The following is an 18,916-nucleotide window of genomic DNA, read 5'->3' as shown; positions in this document are numbered from 1 at the left end:
CATGGCACGTGCGGTCGGCATCGACCTGGGCACGACTAACTCCGTCGTCAGCGTTCTGGAGGGCGGCGAGCCCACCGTCATCACCAACGCCGAGGGTGCCAGGACCACGCCGTCCGTCGTCGCCTTCGCCAAGAACGGCGAGGTGCTGGTCGGCGAGGTGGCCAAGCGCCAGGCGGTCACGAACGTGGACCGGACCATCCGCTCGGTGAAGCGCCACATGGGCACCGACTGGAAGATCTCGCTGGACGGCAAGGACTTCAACCCGCAGCAGATCTCCGCGTTCATCCTGCAGAAGCTGAAGCGGGACGCCGAGGCGTACCTGGGCGAGAAGGTGACCGACGCGGTCATCACCGTCCCGGCGTACTTCAACGACTCCGAGCGGCAGGCCACCAAGGAGGCCGGCGAGATCGCCGGTCTGAACGTCCTGCGTATCGTCAACGAGCCGACCGCGGCCGCGCTCGCCTACGGCCTCGACAAGGACGACCAGACGATCCTCGTCTTCGACCTCGGTGGCGGCACCTTCGACGTGTCCCTCCTGGAGATCGGCGACGGCGTCGTCGAGGTGAAGGCCACCAACGGTGACAACCACCTCGGTGGTGACGACTGGGACCAGCGCATCGTCGACTACCTGGTCAAGCAGTTCCAGTCCGGCCACGGCGTGGACCTGTCCAAGGACAAGATGGCTCTGCAGCGTCTGCGTGAGGCTGCCGAGAAGGCGAAGATCGAGCTGTCCTCCTCCACGGAGACCTCGATCAACCTGCCCTACATCACCGCCTCCGCCGAGGGCCCGCTGCACCTGGACGAGAAGCTCACCCGGGCGCAGTTCCAGCAGCTGACGGCCGACCTGCTGGAGCGCTGCAAGACGCCGTTCCACAACGTCATCAAGGACGCCGGCATCTCCATCAACGAGATCGACCACGTCGTCCTGGTCGGTGGCTCCACCCGCATGCCCGCCGTCGCCGAGCTCGTCAAGGAGCTGACCGGCGGCAAGGAGGCCAACAAGGGTGTGAACCCGGACGAGGTCGTCGCCATCGGCGCCTCGCTCCAGGCCGGTGTCCTCAAGGGTGAGGTCAAGGACGTCCTGCTCCTCGACGTCACTCCGCTGTCCCTCGGTATCGAGACCAAGGGCGGCATCATGACCAAGCTGATCGAGCGCAACACCACGATCCCGACCAAGCGGTCCGAGATCTTCACCACGGCCGAGGACAACCAGCCGTCCGTGCAGATCCAGGTCTACCAGGGCGAGCGCGAGATCGCGGCGTACAACAAGAAGCTCGGCATGTTCGAGCTGACCGGTCTGCCGCCGGCGCCGCGCGGCGTCCCGCAGATCGAGGTCTCCTTCGACATCGACGCCAACGGCATCATGCACGTCACGGCGAAGGACCTCGGCACCGGCAAGGAGCAGAAGATGACCGTCACCGGCGGCTCCTCGCTCCCGAAGGAAGAGGTCGACCGCATGCGCGAGGAGGCCGAGCGCTACGCGGAGGAGGACCACAAGCGCCGCGAGGCCGCCGAGGCCCGCAACCAGGGCGAGCAGCTCGTCTACCAGACCGAGAAGTTCCTCAAGGACAACGAGGACAAGGTCCCCAGCGAGATCAAGACCGAGGTCGAGGCCGCGGTCGGCGAGCTGAAGGAAGCCCTCAAGGGCGAGGACACGGCCGAGATCCGCTCCGCCACCGAGAAGGTCGCGGCCGTCTCGCAGAAGCTCGGCCAGGCCATGTACGCCGACGCCCAGGCCGCGCAGGCCGCCGCCGGCGGTGCCTCGGCCGGCGCCGGTGAGGCCAAGGCCGACGACGACGTGGTGGACGCCGAGATCGTCGACGACGAGCGGAAGGACGGTGCCGCGTGACGGAGGAGACCCCGGGCTTCGAGGAGAAGCCCGACGTCCCCTCCGGCGCCACCCCTGATGACGCCGAGCCGCAGGCCGCCTCCCCCTCTTCGGAGGAGGCGGCGGCCCCGGCGGGGGACGCAAGCGACAGCAACGCCGGTCTGGTGGCCCAGCTGGACCAGGTGCGCAAGGCGCTCGGCGAGCGCACGGCGGACCTCCAGCGCCTCCAGGCCGAGTACCAGAACTACCGCCGCCGCGTCGAGCGGGACCGGATCACGGTCAAGGAGATCGCCGTCGCGAACCTCCTGACCGAACTCCTGCCCGTGCTCGACGACATCGGCCGCGCGCGGGAACACGGCGAACTGGTGGGCGGTTTCAAGTCCGTCGCCGAGTCGCTGGAGACCGTCGCGGCGAAGATGGGTCTGCAGCAGTTCGGCAAGGAGGGCGAGCCCTTCGACCCGACCATCCACGAGGCCCTGATGCACAGCTACGCGCCGGACGTCACCGAGACGACATGCGTGGCGATTCTGCAGCCCGGGTATCGCTTCGGCGAGCGCACCATCCGCCCCGCGCGGGTGGCCGTCGCCGAGCCGCAGCCGGGAGCGCAGACGGTCAAGGCCGAGGAGACCGGCGAGGCGGGCGACGACAAGGAGAACGGTGGCCCGGACGAGGGCTGACGTACACCACGAACGCGTAGGGAAGGAGGGACGTCGGGGATGAGCACCAAGGACTTCATCGAGAAGGACTACTACAAGGTCCTCGGCGTCCCCAAGGACGCCACCGAGGCCGAGATCAAGAAGGCGTACCGGAAGCTCGCCCGCGAGTTCCACCCGGACGCCAACAAGGGCAACGCCAAGGCGGAGGAACGTTTCAAGGAGATCTCCGAGGCGAACGACGTCCTCGGCGACCCCAAGAAGCGCAAGGAGTACGACGAGGCCCGCGCCCTGTTCGGCAACGGCGGCTTCCGTCCCGGCCCCGGGGCGGGCGGCTCGTTCAACTTCGACCTGGGCGACCTCTTCGGCGGCCAGGGCGGCGCCGGGGGCGGCTTCGGCGGTGGTCTCGGTGACGTCTTCGGGGGCCTGTTCAACCGTGGCGGCGGCGCGGGCACGCGTACGCAGCCCAGGCGCGGCCAGGACATCGAGTCCGAGGTCACGCTGAGCTTCATGGAGGCGGTGGACGGGGCGACCGTGCCGCTGCGCATGTCCTCGCAGTCACCGTGCAAGGCGTGTTCGGGCACCGGCGACAAGAACGGCACGCCGCGCGTGTGCCCGACCTGTGTCGGCACCGGGCAGGTGGCGCGCGGCTCGGGCGGCGGCTTCTCGCTGACCGACCCGTGCCCGGACTGCAAGGGCCGCGGGCTGATCGCGGAGGACCCGTGCGAGGTCTGCAAGGGCAGCGGCCGGGCCAAGTCGTCCCGGACGATGCAGGTGCGCATCCCGGCGGGCGTGTCCGACGGGCAGCGCATCCGGCTGCGCGGCAAGGGCGCGTCCGGCGAGCGGGGTGGACCGGCCGGTGACCTGTACGTGGTCGTGCACGTCAATCCGCACCCCGTCTTCGGTCGCAAGGGCGACAACCTGACGGTCACCGTTCCGGTGACCTTCGCGGAGGCGGCGCTCGGCGCCGACATCCGGGTGCCCACCCTGGGCGGGCCCCCGGTGACGCTGAAGCTGCCCCCCGGCACGCCGAACGGGCGTACGATGCGCGCCCGTGGGAAGGGCGCGGTCCGCAAGGACGGCACTCGCGGCGACCTGCTGGTCACCGTGGAGGTGAGTGTCCCGAAGGACGTGTCGGGGAAGGCTCGTGACGCGCTGGAGGCGTATCGCGAGGCAACCGCGGGCGAGGACCCGCGGGCGGAGCTGTTCCAGGCCGCGAAGGGAGCATGACCAGATGGACGGCCGTCGACGCAACCCGTATGAGCTGACCGAGGACACCCCGGTCTACGTCATCTCGGTGGCGGCCCAGCTCTCCGGACTGCACCCGCAGACGCTGCGCCAGTACGACCGTCTGGGGCTCGTGTCCCCGGACCGTACCGCCGGGCGGGGCCGGCGCTACTCGGCCCGTGACATCGAACTGCTCCGCCAGGTGCAGCAGTTGTCGCAGGACGAGGGCATCAACCTGGCCGGTATCAAGCGCATCATCGAACTGGAGAACCAGGTCGCGGCGCTCCAGTCCCGCGTCGCGGAACTTCAGGACGCCCTCGACGGCGCGGCGGCGGCCATGCGCCAGCGGGAGGCGGCCGTCCACGCGTCCTACCGCCGTGACCTGGTGCCGTATCAGGAGGTCCAGCAGACCAGCGCGCTGGTGGTGTGGCGCCCGAAGCGGCAGCAGCAGGACTGAATGGAACATGGCGAAGGGGCCCGCGGGACACCGCGGGCCCCTTCGCCATGCCGGGACCGACTTCACTCTTCGCTGACTCTTCGGGAGCGAGGGCGATGAGACCCGCCTGTCGGCATGTGATGCGGATCACGTTTTTCGGATTTGGCCGAAGTGGGACCCCGCGCACGGTAACTGACCGTACGTCAGTTCGTGATCGCTCCAGGTGACGGGGCGAGCGGGCGTCAGGCCGGGGTCCGGAAGCGGCCCCCACGCGACGCTCTCTTGGTTTTCACTTGACTCGCACAGTGATCCTGTTGCCATCTCGTTAACCGGTAGTTCTTGACGCTGCCCACCGTCCCCGCGTTGGCTTTCAGCCACCTGGGTCGCAACGCTGCTCCCTCGCCCGGAAGGCACCTGATGTGAACGTTCGTACCACCCGTAGGACCGCTGTGCGTCGTACCGCCATAGCCCTGGCCGCCTCGGCGTCGGCCGTCTCGCTCGCCGCGTGCGGCGTCATCGACGGAGTCGGCGGCAGCAGCAGCTCCGCCACGCCGAAGAAGGGCAACGACATCACGGTCGGTCTCCTTCTGCCCGAGAAGGAGAACCCGCGGTACGACAGGTTCGACTACCCCATCATCAAGAAGCAGGTCGCCTCCCTCACCGACAACAAGGGCAAGGTCCTGTACGCCAACGCCGACGCCGACGCGGCCACGCAGAACAAGCAGCTCGATCAGATGATCGCCGACAAGGTGGACGTGCTGCTGGTGGACGCGGTCGACGCCAAGGCCATCGCGCCGGGCGTGCAGAAGGCCAAGGACGCGGGCATCCCGGTCATCGCCTACGACCGGCTCGCCCAGGGCCCCATCGACGCGTACATCTCCTTCGACAACGAACTGGTCGGTCAGGTGCAGGGCCGCGCCCTCACGGACGCGCTCGGCGCCAAGGCCTCGAGCAGCAAGATCGTCATGATGAACGGCTCGCCCACCGACCCGAACGCGGCGCAGTTCAAGGAAGGCGCGCTCAGCGAGCTCCAGGGCAAGGTCAACATCGTCAAGTCCTTCGACACCAAGGACTGGAAGCCGGAGAACGCCAAGGCGAACATGGCCGAGGCGATCCGGGCCGTCGGGCTGAGCAACATCGCCGCGGTCTACTCCGCGAACGACGGCATGGCCGGCGCCGTCATCGACGCGCTGAAGGAGGCGGGCGCCAGCAAGATCCCGCCCGTGACCGGGCAGGACGCGGCGCTGGACGCGGTGCAGCGGATCGTCTCCGGTGAGCAGTACATGAGCGTGTACAAGTCGTACCCGGACGAGGCGAACAACGCCGCGGAGATGGCCGTGGCCAAGGTCCAGGGCCGCTCGATCGAGTTCGACGCACTGACCCGTGACCATGTCGACAGCCCGACGGAGAAGAACATCCCGTCGATGCTCGTGCCGGTGGTCGCCCTCACGAGGGACAACATCAAGGACACCGTGATCCAGGACGGCATCTACACCGTCAAGGACATCTGCACTGCGAAGTACAAGGCGGACTGCTCCGCGATCAGCCTGCACTGAGAGCCCCGAAAAGGGCCTCTCGTCACCCGTCGCGTCGCCCGCCGCGGTAGCGGCTGAGGTCGCACTGTGCGGACAGCGCAGGCCTGGCGCGCCTTCCGGGTGTCCGGCGGCCGGTGTGCCGGTCCGGACCCCGACCGTGCCCCCCCGCGACCCGCGCCCCCGAAGGGGCGCGGGTCGCGGCCTGTCCGGATCGAGTAGTTCGGCCGACGGCCCCGTCAGCTTGGTGCAGCGGAAGTTCCGGAGGCGGGGCGAAACCGGCATGTTCCGGGGCAAGGGCGGGTGTTGTGGCGGGGGAGCCGTGTTGCGGTGGCGGGCGGGTCCGCGCATAGTTGCGCTGCGAAGGCGTGCGGGGCGTGGCGCGGACGGCGCGCGTCCGCGTGCGTGAGGGAGTCGCCGGCGGGCCGCGTCGCGTGGGACGCGGCAGCCGGGAGTCGTAAGCCAGGGGTGGAAGATGGCCGGGCACGGGACGGACGCGCATCCGCACGGCGCTGACCGGCTCTGCGAGGCCGGGACCCGCGTGTACTCCCGGGCCGTGCGTCGCGGCCGGGTGCCCCGGGCCGACGCCGCGAAGGTGCCGTGCCTGCTGGAACTGGCGCTGCTGCACCCCGACCCCGACGACATGGACTGGCTGGTGCCCACCGCACCGCAGGAGGTCATGACCCGGCTGCTGCGCGGTGTGCACGAGGAGGTCTCCGCGAGTCGGGCGCGGGTCGGCACGGCGGTGGCCGCCGTCGAGTGGTACGCCGGGCTGGGCGGCCGTGAACACGGTTCGCAGGAGGGCGTGGCGATCCGTGTGCTGGACGGGCTGACGCGGATCCGCGCGGCCATGGACGAGGCGACGGAACAGTGCACGACCGAGGTGCTGACCGTGCAGCCGGGCGGTATCCGCCGCGAGGACGAACTGGCCGAGGGCCTGCCGCGGGCGCTGGAGATGCGCCGGCGGGGTGTGCGCATGCGCGACCTGTACACGCATGTCGCCCGGCACGGGCAGGGGCTGCACACCTACATGGAGCTGATGGGGGACGCGGCCGAGGCGCGCACCCTGGACGAGGTGCCCGAGCGACTGATCCTGTTCGACCGCGCCGTCGCCTTCATCCCCGCGAACGCGGACCGCACGATCGCGCTGGAGCTGCGCCATCCGGCCATCATCGAGTACCTGGTGACCGTCTTCGAACGCCTGTGGCGCCTGGCGATCCCGCTCACCTCTCCGCTGCCCGAGACGGGCATCGACGGCATCACCCACCGGGAGCGCTCCATCGCGGCGCTGCTCGCCGAGGGCCACCAGGACGCGGTGGTCGCCGAACGGCTGGGCATCAGCGTCCGCACCTGCCGCGCGCACATCGCCCGGCTGTCCGAGACCCTGGGCGCGGCGAGCCGTACGCAGCTCGGGGTGAGGATCGCCCAGGCCGGCCTGGACGGTCCGCCGCACGCGCCCGAGTTGCTGCGGGTCACCGCTCCGGGCGCTCCGGAGTCCCCCACCGAGCTGTAGGGCTCTCGCGCTTCAGTGCTCCTCCTCCAGGAGGCCCGACTGGGCGATGAAGTAGCCGAGTTGGGCGCGGCTGCCGCTGCCCAGGGCCTGGGCCAGCTTGGCGATGTGGGCCCGGCAGGTGCGGACGTTCATCCCCAGCCGGCGGGCGATGGCCTCGTCGACGTGACCCTCCACCAGAAGCTTGGCGATGGAGCGCTGGACGCCGGTGATGCCGTCGCGGGCGGGTTCGTAGGGCACTTCCTCGCGCAGGGGCGTGGCGCGGCGCCAGAGGTGCTCGAAAACCTTGATCAGATACTTGACGAGGCCGGGATGGCGGAGTTCCAGGGCCACTTGCTGGTCGTCGTGCGCCGGGACGAAGGCAACGGTCTCGTCGCAGATGATGAGCCGCCCTATGAGTTCCTCCAGCGTGCGGATCTCGACCTTGCCGCGTGACATGACCTCCACGTACGCCATGGTTCCCAGGCTGTGGCGCACGGTGTGCTGGTAGAGCGTGCGCATGCTCACGCCGCGCTCCATCAGGGGGCGGTCCCGCTCGAGGGCCTGCCTCAGGATGTGCTCGCTGCGTCCGCCGCCCGGCTGCACGGTCAGGACCTCGTGACGGCATTCGGCCGTGGCGAGATTGAGCGCCGCGTTGATCCGGTCGGAGCCCTCGAGCACGGTGATGGCATGGGTGGGGGCAGGGGCCAGGGCGCTGAGCGCCATGAACGGCTCGAAGGATTCGGTCAGTTCGATGGACATCCGCCGACGATCCAGGATCTCCCGCTCCAGCGGATGCAGCCGTTGGGCGAGCGCGACGGAGGGCGGAACCGGCCGCAACCAGTTCTCGTCGTCAGGATCCGGGTGCAGCAACGCGAACTCGAGGAGGCAGGGAGCGTCCTTGATCTCGGACCGGGCGATACGGCCGGTGCTCAACGCGCTTGCATAAAGCTGTGTCCCCTCCTCACAGAGATCGGTAATCGCGTGCGGATGTGTCCCTTTCGGATAGTTATTAGGCAAATCTCCACCCCCCAGGGTCCTGAACATGCAGGAACATGATGCATCGACCCTGTGGCATTGACGTGCCTGAATGAGCCATCGTCTTGGTGGCACGGGGGAAGGAAACTCGTTGAGTGAGGACGAAGCCGACTATGTACAAGAGAATGCTTCGATCGGCGCTTGCCGTTGCCTTCTCTGCGGCCGTGGTCTTCGGTGCCGGGGCGGGGACGGCGCAGGCGGTCGGCGTCGCCAAGCTGGACACCGGCTGGGGTGCCAGTGAGCCGACGGGGATCGTCGCGACGCCGGCGGACACGGGTTGGGGGGCGAGCGCGCCTCTCGCCGCGCCGGAGACGACCTCATGACCACCCCGCCCGACGACCGGTCCTTCCGCCGGGAAATGGCCACCGCCTACCGCTCGGGCTGGCACTTCATCGACCTGGCCACCGCCATCCCCCACAGCGGTGACTCGTTGATGGTGACCGTGTTCGGGGAGCCCGTCGTCGTCACCCGTGACGAGGACGAGGACGTGCGGGCGTACCGGCTGCTGCGGCGGCCTCGGGGGGCGCCGCAGCCCGTGCGGTGCGCCATCCGGTACGGAATGATCTTTGTGAACCTGGACCAGCGTGACCACCGGCTGTCCGAGGCGGACAGCCCGGAAGTGAGGACCATCTCAGCCACCCCCCGCAGTGCCTGACGCGATTCCCCCGTCGTAACAAATCGCTCAGGTGCTTCCCCCCGCAGCGGCGTCACCGTGACCTGAACACGGTGACGCCGCTGCAGTTTTCGGCGGACATCTCCGGACATCATCCGGATCCGACGGTGGCCGAAACCAGTTGTTGTGGCCGACCCGGCGATCAACCGCGTCCCAGTGTCCGGGAGAGCTCGATCTCGATCACCACGCGTGACGGGTTCGGCGCCGGCACCCTTCCGTAGCGCTCGGCGTAGCGCCGCTCCGCCTCCGCGACCCGCCCGGGGTCGGCCGAGACGTGCGCGCGCCCCTCCAGCGTGGCCCACCGCCGCCCGTCCACCTGGCAGACCGCGACCGGCGCCCCCTCGGGCCCCGCCGCCGTCACATGTCCCACCTTCGCGCTCGCCTTGTTGGTGATCACCCGGGCCAGCCGCGCCTCGGGGTCGTACGTCACTCCGACCGGGACGACGTGCGGGCTGCCGTCCGGGCGCAGGGTCGTCAGCGTGCACAGGTGTCTTTCCCGCCAGAACCTGAGGTACTCGGCATCGGGTGCGCCGGGGTCTTGGGAGTACGTGGCCATGGAACCGGAACCTAGCCGTTCCCTCTCCCGCGCGGCGCCTTGAGTGGAATAGACTCAACTTTGTGTACGTTGATGTAGTCACAGTGGAAGGCAACAGCTGAGCGCGGCTGACCCGCAGGAGGAGAACGCGAACGTGGACGCCGAGCTGACCAACAGGAGCCGGGACGCGATCAACGCGGCCACCCAACGGGCCGTGTCGGAGGGCCACCCGGACCTCACCCCCGCCCACCTGCTCCTCGCGCTGCTCGAGGGGCAGGACAACGAGAACATCATCGACCTGCTCGTCGCAGTGGACGCCGACCAGGCCTCGGTGCGTTCCGGCGCGGAGCGCCTGCTCGCGGGGCTGCCCCGCGTGACCGGGTCGACCGTCGCGCCGCCCCAGCCCAACCGCGACATGCTCGCCGTGGTCGCGGACGCGGACAAGCGCGCCAAGGACCTCGGCGACGAGTACCTGTCCACCGAGCACCTGCTCATCGGCATCGCCGCGAAGGGCGGCGCCGCCGGGGACGTCCTCTCCCGGCAGGGAGCGGACGCCAAGAAGCTGCTGGACGCGTTCCAGAAGACCAGGGGAGGACGCCGGGTGACGACCCCGGACCCGGAGGGCCAGTACAAGGCCCTCGAGAAGTTCGGCACCGACTTCACCGCCGCCGCGCGCGACGGCAAGCTGGACCCGGTCATCGGCCGGGACCAGGAGATCCGCCGCGTCGTGCAGGTGCTGTCCCGCCGTACCAAGAACAACCCCGTCCTCATCGGTGAGCCCGGCGTCGGCAAGACCGCCGTCGTCGAGGGGCTCGCCCAGCGGATCGTGAAGGGCGACGTGCCCGAGTCGCTCAGGAACAAGCGCCTCGTCGCGCTCGACCTGGGCGCCATGGTCGCGGGCGCGAAGTACCGCGGTGAGTTCGAGGAACGGCTGAAGGCCGTGCTCTCCGAGATCAAGGAGAGCGACGGGCAGATCATCACCTTCATCGACGAGCTGCACACCGTCGTGGGCGCGGGCGCCGGCGGCGACTCCTCGATGGACGCCGGCAACATGCTGAAGCCGATGCTCGCCCGTGGTGAGCTGCGCATGATCGGCGCGACCACGCTCGACGAGTACCGTGAGCGCATCGAGAAGGACGCCGCGCTGGAGCGCCGCTTCCAGCAGGTGTTCGTGGGCGAGCCGACCGTCGAGGACACCATCGCCATCCTGCGCGGCCTCAAGGGCCGCTACGAGGCCCACCACAAGGTGCAGATCGCGGACAGCGCCCTGGTGGCCGCCGCATCCCTGTCCGACCGCTACATCACCTCCCGCTTCCTGCCCGACAAGGCCATCGACCTGGTCGACGAGGCGGCCTCCCGGCTGCGCATGGAGATCGACTCGTCCCCGGTCGAGATCGACGAGCTGCAGCGTGCCGTGGACCGGCTGCGGATGGAGGAGCTGGCCCTCGACAAGGAGACCGACGCGGCCTCCCGTGAGCGCCTGGAGAAGCTGCGTCGCGACCTCGCCGACAGGGAGGAGGAGCTGCGGGGCCTGACCGCCCGCTGGGAGAAGGAGAAGCAGTCCCTCAACCGCGTGGGTGAGCTGAAGGAGAGGCTCGACGACCTGCGCGGCCAGGCCGAGCGCGCCCAGCGCGACGGCGACTTCGACACCGCGTCCAAGCTGCTGTACGGCGAGATCCCGGCCGTGGAGAAGGAGCTGGAGGCCGCCTCCGAGGCCGAGGAGGAGGCGTCCAAGGGCACGATGGTGAAGGACGAGGTCGGCTCCGACGACATCGCGGACGTCGTCGCCTCCTGGACCGGCATCCCCGCCGGGCGCCTCCTGGAGGGCGAGACGCAGAAGCTGCTGCGCATGGAGGAGGAGATCGGCAAGCGGCTCATCGGCCAGAGCGAGGCCGTGCGGGCCGTCTCCGACGCCGTACGCCGCAGCCGCGCGGGCATCGCGGACCCCGACCGTCCGACGGGCTCGTTCCTCTTCCTGGGTCCGACGGGCGTCGGCAAGACGGAACTGGCCAAGGCGCTCGCGGACTTCCTCTTCGACGACGAGCGGGCCATGGTCCGCATCGACATGTCCGAGTACAGCGAGAAGCACAGCGTCGCCCGGCTGGTCGGCGCCCCGCCCGGCTACGTGGGCTACGAGGAGGGCGGTCAGCTGACGGAGGCGGTGCGCCGCCGCCCGTACAGCGTCATCCTGCTCGACGAGGTGGAGAAGGCGCACCCCGAGGTCTTCGACATCCTGCTCCAGGTGCTGGACGACGGCCGCCTGACCGACGGTCAGGGCCGTACGGTCGACTTCCGCAACACCATCCTGGTGCTGACCTCCAACCTGGGCAGCCAGTTCCTGATCGACCCGCTCACCAGTGAGGTGGAGAAGAAGGAGCAGGTCCTCGAGGTGGTCCGGTCCTCCTTCAAGCCGGAGTTCCTCAACCGGCTCGACGACCTGGTGGTCTTCTCGGCGCTGACCAAGCCCGAGCTGGAGCGGATCGCGCAGCTCCAGATCGACCGCCTGGCCAAGCGGCTGCACGAGCGGCGCCTGAACCTGGAGGTCACCCCCGAGGCCCTGGCCTGGCTCGCCGAGGAGGGCCTGGACCCGGCCTACGGCGCCCGCCCGCTGCGCCGCCTGGTCCAGAGCGCCATCGGTGACCGCCTCGCCAAGGAGATCCTGGCGGGCGAGGTCAAGGACGGCGACACGGTCCGGGTGGACCGGTTCGGCGAAGGCCTGCTGGTGGGGCCGGCGACGGGCAAGACGCTGTAGGGGATCGCACGGCTCCCGGGTACTCGAAAGTACGCCCGCCCACGTGACCGGTTCGTGTCAGCCATCGGCTGACACGAACCGTCGGGGGTTGCCACCCCCCTCCCCGCATGAGGGAGGATGGCGGAATCCGTACGAAGGGAAGAACACGGTGAGCATCGACCCGTCCTCGATTCCGAATTTCGGGGGCCAGCCCGAGCCGCAGCCGCCGGCGGGCCCCGTGGTTCCGGATCAGGACCTCGTGAAGCAGCTCCTGGACCAGATGGAGCTCAAGCACCTCGTCGACGAAGAGGGTGACCTCGTCGCGCCGTGGGAGCAGTTCCGTACGTACTTCATGTTCCGCGGCGAGGGCGATCAGCAGGTCTTCTCGGTGCGGACGTTCTACGACCGGCCCCACAAGATCGACGAGAAGCCCCAGCTGCTGGAGTCCATCGACGACTGGAACCGGCGCACGCTGTGGCCCAAGGTCTACAGCCACACCCACGACGACGGCACCGTCCGCCTCATCGGCGAGGCGCAGATGCTGATCGGCACGGGCGTGAGCCTGGAGCACTTCGTCTCCTCGACCGTGAGCTGGGTGCGGGCCGCCATCGAGTTCGACCGGTGGCTCGTGGAGCAGCTCGGCCTCGCCGAAGAGGTCGACGACGCGGAGAAGCCCGAGGACGACGGGGAGTAACCCCGGCGAGTGCCCTGTGGGGGCACTAGAGGGGAGATCGGGCCAGCACCACCAGATAGGCCCCATAGACGAACGAGAGCCCGGCCAGTGCGCCCGTCACCACGGCGGCGTGCCACGGCCGGGCTCGCGCTGTTCGCACCAGCGCCCGCGCCACCACGATCAGCAGCGGGAACGCCGGCAGCAGAAAGCGCGGCTTGGACTCGAAGAACCCGGAGCCGCCGAGCGCGACCAGCAGCAGCACGCCGCTGTGGATGACGAGCGGCAGCGGCGCCCGGTCCACGACCAGCAGGGCGAACAGCACGGTGCTCACGCCGACGATCACGAGCGCCATCGGGAACAGCAGCCGGGTGCCGTGCAGCAGCATGTGCTGAGTGAAGCCAAGGGCGCCCCGCCCGAAGTCGAAGCGCGAGCCCCACAGCCGTTGCACGGTGAAGTAGCCACCGAGCGGGTCGCCCCGGCGGCGGCCCACCCACACGACGTAGCCGCCCCAGCCCAGCGGTGCGAGCGCCGCGCCCGTCCACAGCCTGTGGGAAACTCCGCGTCCCCGCTGCCGCCACACCTCCAGGCCGGCGGCCGCGAGGACCGCCGCGGCCACCGCGACGCCGTTGGGCCGGGCGAGCCCCGCCAGCGCCGCCAGCGCGCCCGCCCACACCCAGCGGCGGGTCAGGACCGCGTACAGGGACCAGGCTGCGAACGCGGTCATGACGGGTTCCGTGTAGGCCATCGACAGCACGACGGAGTGCGGCAGCAGACCCCACAGCAGGACCAGGACGACGGCCACCGCGGGGCCGTACAGCCGCAGGCCGATCCGGTGGATGCCGCATGCGGCGACCGCGGCCGCCGTCCACGACACCAGCAGCCCCGCCGCACCGCCGCCGAGCGGGGCGATGGTGGTGACGGCGTGGACCATGCCCGGGTACAGCGGGAAGAACGCCAGGTCACTGTGGACGCCGGTGCGGGTGTGCTGGGTGAACCCGTAGCCGTGGGCGGCGATCCGCAGGTACCAGACGGAGTCCCAGGAGCGCCCGAGCAGAAGCAGTGGGTTCTTGCCCGCCGCCCGGGCGGCGACGGCGAGGACGAGCACGCCGGACAGCCGGACGGCGAGGAACAGCCCGAGGGCGGTGAGGGCCGTGGCGGCCGGCCGCCGCCCGCCACCGGCCCGACGGACGGCGTCGCGGTGGCCCGGGCGCTCGGCGGCCGGGGCCGTGATGGTGCTGGCGTGGATCACACCGGAACCATGCGTCGATCATGTCCGAATTGCGACCTTGCGCGTCCGCGCGCCGACGAATTCCCACGCCTGACACGCCGGCCACGCGCTCCGGCGCCCTCTGCGAACCCCGGATCGCGCGACTCCACGAGCACCTGGTTCGCGAAGCCCGGGGTGGACGTGCGGGGCCGGTGGGAGAGCCGGAGCGGATGAGGGGAGGGGCCGGTCCCGGCGGTGGTCAGCGCGCGAATGCCTTGCGGAGGCGCTCCGTCGCGTCCGCCAGCACCTCGACGCGTTTGCAGAACGCGAACCGGACATAGGGTGCCCCCGCCTCTTTGTGGTCGTAGAAGACCGCGTTCGGGATGGCGACGACACCCGCCCGCTCGGGGAGGGCGCGGCAGAAGGCGAAGCCGTCCTTCTCGCCGAGAGGACGGATGTCGGTGGTGACGAAGTATGTTCCTGCCGGCCGGAAGACCGTGAAGCCGGCGTCGGCGAGACCGGCGCCGAGCAGGTCCCGCTTGGCCTGCAGATCGTCGCGGAAGGCCGTGAAGTAGGCGTCCGGCAGGCGCAGGGCCTCGGCGACGGCGTACTGGAACGGCCCGGACGCCACGTACGTCAGGAACTGCTTGGCCGACCGCACCGCCGCCACCAGACCCGGCGCCGCCGTCACCCAGCCGACCTTCCACCCCGTGAACGAGAACGTCTTCCCGGCCGACCCGATGGCCACCGTCCGCTCGCGCATCCCGGGGAAGGTGGCCAGCGGTACGTGCTCCGCCTCGTCGAACACCAGGTGCTCGTACACCTCGTCGGTGACCACCAGCAGATCGCGCTCGACGGCCAGCTCCGCGATCGACCGCAGCTCCTCGTGGGTGAGTACGGTCCCGGTCGGGTTGTGCGGGGTGTTGATCAGCAGCAGCCGGGTCCGGTCGGTGACGGCGTCGCGCAGCTCGTCCAGGTCCAGCCGGAAGCCGCCCTCCGAGGGGCGCAGCGTGACCGGTACGCGCCGGCCGCCCGCCATCGCGATGCAGGCGGCGTACGAGTCGTAGTACGGCTCCAGGGCGACCACCTCGTCACCCGGCTCCAGCAGCGCCAGCAGCGCCGCGGCGATCGCCTCGGTCGCGCCGGCGGTGACCAGGACCTCCGTGTCGGGGTCGTACCGGAGCCCGTAGCGCCGCTCCTGGTGGGCGGCGATCGCGGCACGCAGCTCGGGGACGCCGGGCCCCGGCGGGTACTGGTTGCCGTGCCCGTCGCGCAGCGCCCGTACGGCGGCCTCCCGCACCTCCTCGGGGCCGTCGGTGTCGGGGAAGCCCTGGCCGAGGTTGATGGACCCGGTGCTCACGGCGAGAGCCGACATCTCGGCGAAGATCGTCGTCCCGAACTCGGTGAGGCGGCGGTTGAGGAAGGGGCGCGCGCTGGAGGTCATGGCCGCCATCCTGCGCCCAAGCTCTGGACTTCCTCAACTCTGCTTTGGCCTGTCACCGCCGCGGGCATCCCCCGACCACTCAGGAAGACGGAGGCGCCCACGGGGGGTCGCTCCGGGGGATTCGAAAGGGGGACGGCGCCATGGTCACCGGCATCTTTCTGGCGATCGTCTGCGTCGTTGTGCTGGCGCTGCTCGTGTCGGCACGGCGTGGTTCGAAGAAGGGGGCGGTGCGGTCGGGGGGCCGCTCCGGGGCGCGGACGCGGACGGGCCGGGGGCGCGACGGGAGCTACGGGGGCAGCGGGGACACCGGGGCCGGCAGCTGGTGGGTTGCCGGGACCGACGGTGGTTCGTCGAGCGGCCACCACTCCGGCGGGCACCACTCGGGCGGGCACCACTCGTGCGGCGGGGGCCACTCCAGCGGGGGCCACTCCTGCGGGGGCCACTCGTCGTGCGGGTCGTCGTGCGGCGGGGGCGGATGCGGCGGAGGCAGCTGACACGGGGCAGTCGGGCTCCGGACGCATCCGGGCCGCGCGCACCGGGTGACCGCCGGGATCCGTCCCGGCGGCCACCCGGTCCGTGCGCCGACCCGTCAGCACCAGGCCGGCGACTCCCTCTCCCGGGGGAGCGCGATGGCGCATGCTGACGGCGCGATGCGTGGGACGTGCGCTCATTGCCGCGTCGTGAAGGGACGCACGACTCGCAGAACAACACCCCAGGCGCACGCGGTAGTTGAACAGTTGAGCTGGGGAGCCCCCGTGGGATGGAAACCCTACGAACTTGGGTAAAAACGCTTTGCCGGAACCACAGTTCATGATTCCCTCTCAACACACCAACGCAGCCCGCGGACGCCCTTCGGACACCTGTCCGGCAGGAGTCCCTCCCCACCGGGCCGACCGGAAGCATTACCCGACTGGCTGAGCCGGCCTTGTCCCCGGCGCCACGACCGGGATGCTCCGGATCCCCACTTCTCACTTTGCGTGCTAGCGGAGCCGATCCATGCTCACGACCCTGAACACCTCCTACACCGACACGCGCGCGGCCGATCTGGCCTGGACCCTGGGCCGCGAGCCGCTGCCCGCGCTCGCCACCCTCGACCTCGAACTCGCCGGGGCCCGACTGCAGTTGCGCCTCCTCGGCGCGTCCCACCAGGTGCTCCTGGAGGAGGAGCGGGGCATCTGCTCGGAGACGGTGGCGTGCATCGCGGGCTCCAGCACCCCGCTGCCACTGGGTGTCGCCAAGCGGGTCGGCGACTGGGAGTACGAGTTCGCGGCCCGCGTCGAGGTGCTCTCGCCAGGCTCCTTCGCCGGCCGCGCCCAGGAACTGCTGGCCCTGGTCTCCGACCACCCCAACGGTCTGGCCGGCGTCTTCCCCGGCAGCCCGCACGCCTTCACCGCGATGCTGGCCCAGCGCCACGAGGGCCAGGTCCACTGGCGCACCTGGCACGCCTACCCGCAGGACGGCCAGCTGGTGGCGACCCGGACCCGGGTCGGGGTGAGGCAGCGGACGAAACGACGGGACGATGCCAGGGAGAAGTCGGTCCTGTCGGGCAGGTGAGGACGATCGACGCCCGTTCAGCCATGGCTGTGCACCGTCATCCCGGCCGGCGTGTGCGGACGAGCCCGGTCGGGCCGAAGCGACGCTCTGGGGGCGGCAGCCCCCACCCGGCCACACCACCCCCCGGTGCCGAACGACCCGGCGCCACACGTGTGGGTGACAGGGCTGAGCGCAAGCGTGACGTAGCGTTCCGGACGTGATCGAACCGCACGCGCCCGCACCACCCGGCGCTGCCGCCTCCTGGGGCGGCGGTCGGAGCCAGACGCGGCTGCCCGTGGGCCCGGGCGCCGGGCGGTTCCTGGTCCTCGCCGGTGTGTTCGTCTGCGCGGCCTGTGGACTGGTGTACGAACTCGAACTCGTCGCGCTCGCGTCGTACTTGATCGGCGATTCGGTCACACAGGCCTCGGTCGTGCTGTCCGTGATGGTGTTCGCGATGGGTGTCGGCTCGCTCGCCGCCAAGCGGCTCCGTTGCCGCGCCGCGGCCGGGTTCGGCGCGGTGGAGGCGGCGCTCGCACTCGTCGGCGGCCTGAGCGCGATGGCCCTGTACGCGGCCTTCGCCTGGACCGGCGCCCGGGACGGCGTCTGGTCCGGCGGACCGCGCTGCCTGCTGGTCGCGTTCTCCCTGGCGATCGGGCTGCTCACCGGCGCAGAGGTGCCGCTGCTGATGGAGCTGATCCAGCGCATCCGCCGCCAGGACGCGGGCGGCGCGGTCGCGGACCTGTTCGCGGCCGACTACGTCGGCGCGCTCGTCGGCGGCCTCGCCTTTCCCTTCCTGCTGCTGCCGCAGCTCGGCCAGCTGACGGGCGCCCTGGTCACCGGCGCGGTCAACGCGGCCGCGGGCGGCGCCCTGGTGCTCGGGCTGTTCCGGCGCGACCTGTCCCGGCGCGGGCGCCGGCTGCTGCTGGTCGCCAACCTGCTCGTCCTCGGTGTGCTCGCCGCGGCGGCCGTGCTCGTGGACGACTTCGAACGGGCCGCGCGCCAGGCGGTGTACGGCGGCCACGTACGGGTCGCGCTGCACACCGGCGGCCAGGAGGTGGTGCTGACCGGCGGCACCCCCGGCCGTCCCCTGGACCTGTTCCTCGACGGCCGGCTCCGTGTCGACGGCCGCGACGAACTCCTCTACCACCAGGCGCTGGTGCACCCCGCGATGAGCGGCGGCCCGCACGCGCGCGTGCTCGTCCTCGGCGGCGGCGACGGACTCGCGGCGCGCGAGGTGCTGCGGCACCCGGGGGTGCGGCGGGTCGACGTGATCGACCCGGACCCGGCGCTGTTCCGGCTCGCCCGCCAGGACGCGGCCCTGTCCGCGCTGAACGGCCACGCCTTCGCGGACCCGCGCGTCCACCTCCATGCGGAGGACACGTTCCGCTGGCTGAGGCGGACCCGGGGGGCGTACGACGTGGTGATCGCCGACCTGCCCGGCCCCTGCGGCACGGCGAGCACGAAGCTGTACTCGCAGGAGTTCTACGGCCTGGCCGGGCGCGTGCTCGCGCCGGGCGGGCGGCTGGTGGCGCACGCGGGGCCGGTGACCGCCCGCCCGCGTGCCTTCTGGACGGTGGAGGCGACGGTACGGGCGGCGGGGCTCGGGACCACCCCGTACCGCGTCGACGGCCGCGCCCCGGGCCGTACATCCGGGGCGGCCGGGGCGCCGCGCGACTGGGGGTTCGTGCTCGCCGCCCGCACCCCGCCCACGCTGACCCTGGACCCGCGCACCCCGTGTCTGCGCACGCTGACCCGGGCGGCCCTGCGGGCGGACGCGCGGGCGGCGGCGCGCACCCGGGTGCCGGGGCTGCTCCCGTCGACGCTGGTGCACCCGAGATACCAGGAATGAGCCTCCCGGCCCCCACGGACGTGCGAATCCCGTCTCGCACGGGTGAGGTTCGGCCGCTGCTGGGTAGG

Annotated in this window: 16 protein-coding genes; 12 read left to right on the top strand and 4 right to left on the bottom strand. The window is 70.9% G+C overall.

Annotated features, from left to right (window positions below; genetic code table 11):
* The first annotated feature begins 1 nt into the window (after position 1).
* From dnaK to ACFYZE_RS04525, 6 genes are all read left to right on the top strand, one after another.
* A complete protein-coding gene (gene dnaK / locus ACFYZE_RS04550) occupies positions 2 to 1,849 on the top strand; it encodes a molecular chaperone DnaK (protein WP_388988460.1) in 1,848 nt (615 codons plus the stop codon).
* On the top strand, positions 1,846 to 2,505 hold the full coding sequence (gene grpE, locus ACFYZE_RS04545) for a nucleotide exchange factor GrpE (protein WP_388988457.1): 660 nt from the start codon (positions 1,846 to 1,848) through the stop codon (positions 2,503 to 2,505). The genes dnaK and grpE overlap by 4 nt, the downstream gene beginning before the upstream one ends.
* Positions 2,506 to 2,544: 39 nt before the next feature.
* Entirely contained in the window at positions 2,545 to 3,711 is a 1,167-nt protein-coding gene (gene dnaJ / locus ACFYZE_RS04540; RefSeq protein WP_388988454.1) for a molecular chaperone DnaJ, read from the top strand.
* 4 nt (positions 3,712 to 3,715) lie between these two features.
* Entirely contained in the window at positions 3,716 to 4,165 is a 450-nt protein-coding gene (locus ACFYZE_RS04535) for a heat shock protein transcriptional repressor HspR (RefSeq protein WP_200422233.1), read from the top strand.
* A gap of 428 nt (positions 4,166 to 4,593) precedes the next feature.
* Positions 4,594 to 5,700, top strand: a complete 1,107-nt coding sequence (locus tag ACFYZE_RS04530; RefSeq protein ID WP_388988451.1) for a sugar ABC transporter substrate-binding protein — start codon at positions 4,594 to 4,596, stop codon at positions 5,698 to 5,700.
* Between the two features lie 451 nt (positions 5,701 to 6,151).
* Positions 6,152 to 7,189 carry a LuxR C-terminal-related transcriptional regulator gene (locus tag ACFYZE_RS04525; protein WP_388988448.1) on the top strand — a complete coding sequence of 346 codons (1,038 nt, stop codon included), beginning with the start codon at positions 6,152 to 6,154 and terminating at the stop codon, positions 7,187 to 7,189.
* A 12-nt stretch (positions 7,190 to 7,201) separates the two neighbouring features.
* Here ACFYZE_RS04525 and ACFYZE_RS04520 read toward each other — a convergent pair whose 3' ends face one another.
* On the bottom strand, positions 7,202 to 8,212 hold the full coding sequence (locus ACFYZE_RS04520) for a helix-turn-helix transcriptional regulator (RefSeq protein ID WP_388988445.1): 1,011 nt from the start codon (positions 8,210 to 8,212) through the stop codon (positions 7,202 to 7,204).
* Positions 8,213 to 8,367: 155 nt separating this feature from the next.
* On the opposite strand from ACFYZE_RS04520, the gene ACFYZE_RS04515 reads away from it, so the two are divergent.
* Together ACFYZE_RS04515 and ACFYZE_RS04510 are read left to right on the top strand one after the other, a co-directional pair.
* The gene (locus ACFYZE_RS04515; RefSeq protein ID WP_200422237.1) at positions 8,368 to 8,526 is read left to right on the top strand and encodes a hypothetical protein; all 159 of its coding nucleotides are present in this window, start codon (positions 8,368 to 8,370) and stop codon (positions 8,524 to 8,526) included.
* Positions 8,523 to 8,858 (top strand): hypothetical protein, encoded by a 336-nt coding sequence (locus tag ACFYZE_RS04510; protein WP_200422238.1) that lies wholly within the window; start codon positions 8,523 to 8,525, stop codon positions 8,856 to 8,858. The genes ACFYZE_RS04515 and ACFYZE_RS04510 overlap by 4 nt, the downstream gene beginning before the upstream one ends.
* A 160-nt stretch (positions 8,859 to 9,018) precedes the next feature.
* Here the strand turns inward: ACFYZE_RS04510 and ACFYZE_RS04505 are convergent, their stop codons facing one another.
* Positions 9,019 to 9,432 carry a pyridoxamine 5'-phosphate oxidase family protein gene (locus ACFYZE_RS04505; protein ID WP_388988441.1) on the bottom strand — a complete coding sequence of 138 codons (414 nt, stop codon included), beginning with the start codon at positions 9,430 to 9,432 and terminating at the stop codon, positions 9,019 to 9,021.
* A gap of 133 nt (positions 9,433 to 9,565) precedes the next feature.
* Between ACFYZE_RS04505 and clpB the strand changes: the two genes are divergently transcribed.
* Together clpB and ACFYZE_RS04495 are read left to right on the top strand one after the other, a co-directional pair.
* Positions 9,566 to 12,163, top strand: a complete 2,598-nt coding sequence (clpB, locus tag ACFYZE_RS04500; RefSeq protein ID WP_388988439.1) for an ATP-dependent chaperone ClpB — start codon at positions 9,566 to 9,568, stop codon at positions 12,161 to 12,163.
* Positions 12,164 to 12,311: 148 nt separating this feature from the next.
* A complete protein-coding gene (locus ACFYZE_RS04495; protein WP_103837862.1) occupies positions 12,312 to 12,836 on the top strand; it encodes a YbjN domain-containing protein in 525 nt (174 codons plus the stop codon).
* Between the two features lie 25 nt (positions 12,837 to 12,861).
* On the opposite strand, the gene ACFYZE_RS04490 is transcribed toward ACFYZE_RS04495, so the two are convergent.
* Together ACFYZE_RS04490 and ACFYZE_RS04485 are read right to left on the bottom strand one after the other, a co-directional pair.
* Entirely contained in the window at positions 12,862 to 14,064 is a 1,203-nt protein-coding gene (locus ACFYZE_RS04490) for a mannosyltransferase family protein (protein ID WP_388988436.1), read from the bottom strand.
* A gap of 217 nt (positions 14,065 to 14,281) precedes the next feature.
* Positions 14,282 to 15,475 carry a pyridoxal phosphate-dependent aminotransferase gene (locus tag ACFYZE_RS04485; protein WP_388988434.1) on the bottom strand — a complete coding sequence of 398 codons (1,194 nt, stop codon included), beginning with the start codon at positions 15,473 to 15,475 and terminating at the stop codon, positions 14,282 to 14,284.
* 987 nt (positions 15,476 to 16,462) lie between these two features.
* Here ACFYZE_RS04485 and ACFYZE_RS04480 point away from each other — a divergent pair.
* On the top strand, positions 16,463 to 17,020 hold the full coding sequence (locus ACFYZE_RS04480) for a DUF2617 family protein (RefSeq protein WP_388988431.1): 558 nt from the start codon (positions 16,463 to 16,465) through the stop codon (positions 17,018 to 17,020).
* 196 nt (positions 17,021 to 17,216) lie between these two features.
* Positions 17,217 to 18,848 (top strand): polyamine aminopropyltransferase, encoded by a 1,632-nt coding sequence (locus ACFYZE_RS04475; protein WP_388988428.1) that lies wholly within the window; start codon positions 17,217 to 17,219, stop codon positions 18,846 to 18,848.
* The last annotated feature ends 68 nt before the right edge of the window (positions 18,849 to 18,916 follow it).

It is taken from the genome of Streptomyces sp. NPDC001796 (assembly GCF_042892355.1).
Taxonomy (GTDB): Bacteria; Actinomycetota; Actinomycetes; order Streptomycetales; family Streptomycetaceae; genus Streptomyces.
The sequence above is the reverse complement of the archived record's forward strand: the minus strand, read 5'-3'. Positions and strand labels throughout refer to the sequence as shown.

Coding starts and splice junctions, on each gene's coding strand:
- ACFYZE_RS04485 (WP_388988434.1), bottom strand. CDS start 15,475: ATGGCGGCCATGACCTCCAGCGCGCGCCCCTTCCTCAACCGCCGCCTC.
- ACFYZE_RS04510 (WP_200422238.1), top strand. CDS start 8,523: ATGACCACCCCGCCCGACGACCGGTCCTTCCGCCGGGAAATGGCCACC.
- ACFYZE_RS04505 (WP_388988441.1), bottom strand. CDS start 9,432: ATGGCCACGTACTCCCAAGACCCCGGCGCACCCGATGCCGAGTACCTC.
- ACFYZE_RS04480 (WP_388988431.1), top strand. CDS start 16,463: ATGCTCACGACCCTGAACACCTCCTACACCGACACGCGCGCGGCCGAT.
- ACFYZE_RS04520 (WP_388988445.1), bottom strand. CDS start 8,212: ATGTTCAGGACCCTGGGGGGTGGAGATTTGCCTAATAACTATCCGAAA.
- dnaJ (WP_388988454.1), top strand. CDS start 2,545: ATGAGCACCAAGGACTTCATCGAGAAGGACTACTACAAGGTCCTCGGC.
- dnaK (WP_388988460.1), top strand. CDS start 2: ATGGCACGTGCGGTCGGCATCGACCTGGGCACGACTAACTCCGTCGTC.
- ACFYZE_RS04525 (WP_388988448.1), top strand. CDS start 6,152: ATGGCCGGGCACGGGACGGACGCGCATCCGCACGGCGCTGACCGGCTC.
- ACFYZE_RS04535 (WP_200422233.1), top strand. CDS start 3,716: ATGGACGGCCGTCGACGCAACCCGTATGAGCTGACCGAGGACACCCCG.